Origin of the sequence: Chitinivorax sp. B, from assembly GCF_005503445.1 — a bacterium.
Taxonomy (GTDB): domain Bacteria; phylum Pseudomonadota; class Gammaproteobacteria; order Burkholderiales; family SCOH01; genus Chitinivorax.
The window spans coordinates 1-5,175 of sequence record NZ_SCOH01000100.1; the positions used below are offsets into that span (position 1 = coordinate 1).

Annotated in this window: 4 protein-coding genes and 2 tRNA genes; 3 read left to right on the top strand and 3 right to left on the bottom strand. The window is 52.2% G+C overall.

What is annotated here, in order from left to right; all coding sequences use genetic code 11:
• Positions 1-106 precede the first annotated feature (106 nt).
• The 3 genes from FFS57_RS24300 to FFS57_RS24310 all read right to left on the bottom strand — a co-directional run bounded on the left by FFS57_RS24300 (position 107) and on the right by FFS57_RS24310 (position 2,107).
• Entirely contained in the window at positions 107-370 is a 264-nt protein-coding gene (locus FFS57_RS24300; RefSeq protein ID WP_137940411.1) for a hypothetical protein, read from the bottom strand.
• 104 nt (positions 371-474) lie between these two features.
• Entirely contained in the window at positions 475-1,299 is an 825-nt protein-coding gene (locus tag FFS57_RS26020) for a PEP-CTERM sorting domain-containing protein (protein ID WP_249384159.1), read from the bottom strand.
• Positions 1,300-2,016: 717 nt separating this feature from the next.
• Positions 2,017-2,107, bottom strand: a tRNA-Ser gene (locus FFS57_RS24310).
• 84 nt (positions 2,108-2,191) lie between these two features.
• Here FFS57_RS24310 and mltF point away from each other — a divergent pair.
• From mltF to FFS57_RS24325, 3 genes are all read left to right on the top strand, one after another.
• Positions 2,192-3,652 (top strand): membrane-bound lytic murein transglycosylase MltF, encoded by a 1,461-nt coding sequence (gene mltF / locus FFS57_RS24315; protein ID WP_171014198.1) that lies wholly within the window; start codon positions 2,192-2,194, stop codon positions 3,650-3,652.
• Between the two features lie 132 nt (positions 3,653-3,784).
• Positions 3,785-4,570, top strand: coding sequence for an enoyl-ACP reductase FabI (gene fabI / locus FFS57_RS24320; RefSeq protein WP_137940414.1), 786 nt, complete (start codon positions 3,785-3,787; stop codon positions 4,568-4,570).
• A gap of 93 nt (positions 4,571-4,663) precedes the next feature.
• Positions 4,664-4,739 (top strand) — tRNA-Thr (locus tag FFS57_RS24325).
• Positions 4,740-5,175 lie beyond the last annotated feature (436 nt).

Below are 5,175 nucleotides of genomic sequence, written 5' to 3' on the forward strand. Positions count from 1 at the left end.
ATGGCCGGATCACTTCAAATTGGGCACGACTAATGTCGCTCGGGTAGCTTTTTCTCATCTCCCAAGTGTCTCACATTCAACCAATCACAAAGACTTTGAACAGGCTCTAAGACAGTTCACCTGCACCGCCTGACAATACCTTGGTGTCGTAGCGGTCAAGCTTGCGTGGGACATCCACCCCAACGCCAAGAACATGGGTCGGATCTTCCACATTCGTCATCGTCGGAGCCTGACCATCCCCGGGGGTGGTATCCACCAGACGATACTCCAGACGATGCCAGTATTCTGCAAACGGCTGATTTGCCCATGCAGGTGCGCTCATCATCCACAGCGTGGCGCAAGTTGCCAATCCAATTTGGCTTTTTTTCATATCCAATATTCCCTTCCCTAATAATGCTCAACGTCCCAAGTCGCTGGCGCCGGATGGACGGTGAGCTGAAATAAACGATGGACTTGCTGGCAATACCGCCGGTTTCAGGCCGACTGCTTCGCCTTTGCACGGCGTGAACGGCGTACGGCAAAGCCCACTACCAATCCGCCAGCCAGCATAGTGGCGTAGGTTTCAGGCTCTGGGACTGCTGCCACGGCCAGGCTGGCCTCGGTTCCCAGTGACGAACGCAGCATGAAGGTCATCGGGTCATTGCCGAATGACTGGGCTGCCAGGTAAAGACGCCCCCCCCCGGAAAATGACGTATCAGGTGTCACCGAAAAGCTGGCCCGATCAACCCGCGATGCATAGCCACCGGGCATGCCCGTTGGTGAAGACAGGCTCAGCTCGGCGAAACCGGCCGCCTTGGTAAACTCACCATTGGCCTGCTTCTCGGAAAACCCCTGGTAACGATAATCCATCGTGATTTCCAGGCGCCCAGGCCCAGTCAACGTCAATTCGGCATTGCGCACCAGATTGGCGAATGTGAAGAATTGATTGTCAGACCCAGGTTTCACCGGGTTGGCCGTGACGCTGGTATTGGCAGCCATCGCCATGCCGTTGAACTTGCCCGATACCACCGACCCATGCTGCGAGGCATAGGACACACCAATCAGTGATGACCAGTCAGATGAAACAGCCTCGTCACTCCAATTGACTGTCCCACTGGGATTGGTCGATCCCGATGCCTTGCTGCGAATGGACTGGAAAGACAACGTCGGCACAATGCCATCCATTGGATCGGTGTCGATCACCTTGATATTGAGCGAACCAAAATCAGCCCACGCATTCATCGATGCCTTGACCGGCACCGCGGCTGCTGGTAGTGCTGCAAACAGCAGAAATGCAGGTAAAGTAATATTTATTTTCACAGAACTATCCTTATAAAAAATAAATAACAACAAAAGCACCAGCACACTATCTAAAGCACAATTCACGCCACAAAATAAATATCCTCACCCTGCCAGCCAACTAGCCTCCAAGGCTTATTTTCACTTGTCATTACATGTAAACAATCTCGACAACATCATCTCTTAAATGCATATTTAGTTAATTTCGTATTAATATTTTTTGTATCTTGAATTTTTTAAATTTCATCATCTTCCAACGTTATCAGCAACTGCTCCGGAGCGATGAAAAACGTTCTTAATCAAAAATAAGCTGTTTGACAATGCGCTTGAAAATACAAAAAACCATAGCCTGCATGCTGTTCACCACGTGGGCAATCACCATCAGCACCATATTGCAGCAAGGAAAAGAAATGGTCAGGGGAGATGACATTCGAAATTGACACGCGCCGCGCCCAACCAAGGGATAAGTAACACTACTTCAGAAAACCGAACTCTTAGCAACGGATTACTAACCTCACAGCTAATCAGTGTGACCGTGGCAATCCATAGCAGTACCGTATTGGAAACATGTTTTGGCTAGATCAGGTCTGCGGGTCACGGCGGCCAACGCCTGGCCCCATGACAAAATCATTTCCGTGACAAGATGAATGGGATCGCGAATCTGTCAATGCGGTAACACATCACCAGATGATGGACGTAAAAAAAGCCATGAAGATCATGGCTTTTTTTACTGAAACTTGGCGGAAAGGGAGGGATTCGAACCCTCGATACGGGAGGCCCGTATACCGGATTTCGAGTCCGGCGCATTCGACCACTCTGCCACCTTTCCGTGCAGAAGGTGCGCATTATATATAGTATTGCGCCTTTGTAAACCCCGCTTTTGCAATTCTTGCTAGTGATAGGGCGACACGCATTGAGCACCATAACACAACGACTTTCCTTCTACGCCTTACTGCTCAGCACCTTGGTTGCATGCACACAGGACCCTCCACCCCCGGTCGATTTGCGGGTAAAACCTGTCGTTCAACAGAAAGAACTGGTGGTGCTGACCCAAACAGCCCCCAACTCCTTTTACGTAGACAGCGATGGGAACTACGCAGGTCTCGAATATGATCTAGTTCGACTGTTTGCACAAAAACTAGGTGTACCAGTCAGGTTTGTATTGTTACCCAATCGCCAACAAACCTATGTCCAGTTGGCCGCGCAACATGCCCACCTGGCCGCAGCAGGCCTATCAGTGGCAAATAATGCACCGGATGGCGTGGCCTTTGGCCCCGCCTATTTGCAAATGACAACGGTCGTTGCCTACAACACTCAGCAGACCAAACCTTCCAACATATCGGATTTGATCGGAAAAAAAATCCTGGTGCCCAATGGCTCCAGCCACATTACATTACTGGAAACACTCAAGGAAACATCGCCAGACTTGAGCTGGCAGGAAGCCCCCTACAACGACCCGGCCGAGTTACTGGAAAAATTGGCCAATGGTGAGGCAGATTATGTGATTGCCGATTCCATCATTGTGGATGTGTTGCGCAACTTCCATCCCAATATCGATACTGCATTTGAGCTCTCCACACCTCGACAGGTGGCCTGGGCTTTGCCCAGCACAGCACCGGAATCACTCAAACAAGCGGTCACCGCATTTTTTGTCCAGGCGCAAACGGATGGCACCTTACGGCGCCTGACCGATCGCTATTTTGGCCACTTGCGTCGGCTGAACCCGATTGATGTACAAACCATGTTGCAGGCACGTAGCACACGCCTGGCCGAATATCGCAAATACTTTGAAGAAGCAGAGCTGCTAACAGGAATCGATTGGCGATTACTAGCCGCATTGGGTTATCAGGAATCACACTGGGACCCGCTGGCCACCTCCCCCTTTGGGGTGCGAGGGCTGATGATGCTGACCAATGCCACCGCCGAGCGCCTGGGTATCTCAAATCGGCTGGACCCACGTGAAAGTATTCTGGGCGGCGCACGTTATCTGCAGATGCTTCGCGAAATGTTACCCGCTCGTATCGGCGAACCGGATCGAACATGGATTGCACTCGCCACCTACAACGTGGGATACGGTCACCTGGAAGATGCACGGGTACTAGCGCAACGGCAGAAAAAGAACCCGGATGCCTGGACCGACCTAAAAGCCACCCTTCCGTTGTTAAGAGATGAAGCCTATTTCACCACCGTCAAAAATGGCTTTGCACGTGGTGGAGAAACCGTAGTGTTTGTCGAGAACGTACGTACCTATCGCGATATTCTGGTACGGTTCGAACCACCATTCCGGCCACTGTTTCCAGCCTTCAACGACAAGGTAACTGTCTCAGAAGCACAGCAAGCCCCATCCGGCAGCGTAACAGCCACGCAGCATTGAGCACAATTTCAACTATCCCGTCAGGGTTAGCCAGCATTGCCTGACCGCGCCAAACTGGCCACCATCTGCGGCCTGATGCCGGAACACCAGCAATGCGACTATAATCCGGCAACCATCAAGAAGAGGACTACCATGGGCTTTCTCGCCAACAAACGTATCCTGATTACCGGTCTGATTTCCAACCGATCCATCGCCTACGGCATTGCCGAAGCCATGCACCGTGAAGGTGCCGAATTGGCGTTCACCTATGTTGTCGACAAACTGAAAGACCGCGTAGTGGAAATGGCCAAGGAATTCGGCAGCGATATCGTCATCCGCTGTGATGTTGGCTCCGACGATGACATCAACGCCATGGCAACGGAACTGAAAACCCATTGGCCAGAAGGCTTTGACGGTTTCGTGCACTCTATTGGCTTTGCCCCTCGTGAGGCATTGTCCGGTGATTTTCTGGATGCCATCACCCGCGAGAACTACAAGATCGCGCATGACATTAGCGCCTATAGCTTCCCGGCACTGGCCAAGGCCACCCGCGACATGCTGCGCCCGAATTCAGCCCTATTGACGTTGACCTATTTGGGCGCAGAACGCGCCATGCCGAGCTACAATGTCATGGGCATGGCCAAAGCCAGCCTGGAAGCCGGTGTACGCTACCTATCATACTCACTCGGCCCCAAAGGCATTCGTGTCAACGGTATTTCCGCCGGCCCGATCAAAACACTGGCAGCAGCCGGCATCAGTGGCTTCTCCAAGATTCTGCACCACGTGGCCGACACTGCCCCACTCAAGCGCGGCGTCACCATTGAAGAAGTCGGCAACGTAGCCGCCTTCCTGATGAGCGATCTCGCCTCTGGCATGACAGGTGAAATCACTTATGTAGATGCGGGTTACAACATCGTGGCACCGATGTCCGAAGAATAAACCACGTTGTCGCAAGCTGATGCTCACGACCGTGCAGGCGGCGCACCAACTTGCGAAACAGCCTTTCTCGCCCTATAATCGCGCCTTCATTTTGCCGATGTAGCTCAGTTGGTAGAGCAACTGATTCGTAATCAGTAGGTCGGGTGTTCGATTCACCTCATCGGCACCATAGAATCAAGGGGTTAGCGGAAACGCTAATCCCTATTGTTTTTTAGGCAGTTAGCGCAACTGTCAAACTCCCAGCAAGACCCGTCTCATATTCCCTTTAGCTAGTTTTTTGGACATCACCGCCGCCATCACGGCTTCCAATAGCCCACCCCATCCTATGTCTGCATCAAATCGCAAGTCCTTCACGAGATGGCGAATCGCCTGAGGCACTATAACTCACAGCTTTTCTCTGCAATCATGCAGTTGCATACCCCCTTTAGTGTGCGGGCGTAGCGGGGCCACTCGCACGCTGGGGGCTGGCGACGCCTTGTGATCAGGTGGCCGCCGCTATATGACAGCTCCCATAAATATACCAATCGCATAGCGTGCGGTAACATACCGCCCTTTATCCCGCATCCCTCGCACCATGCCCCCTCCTTTCAATCTCATGGCGTCCG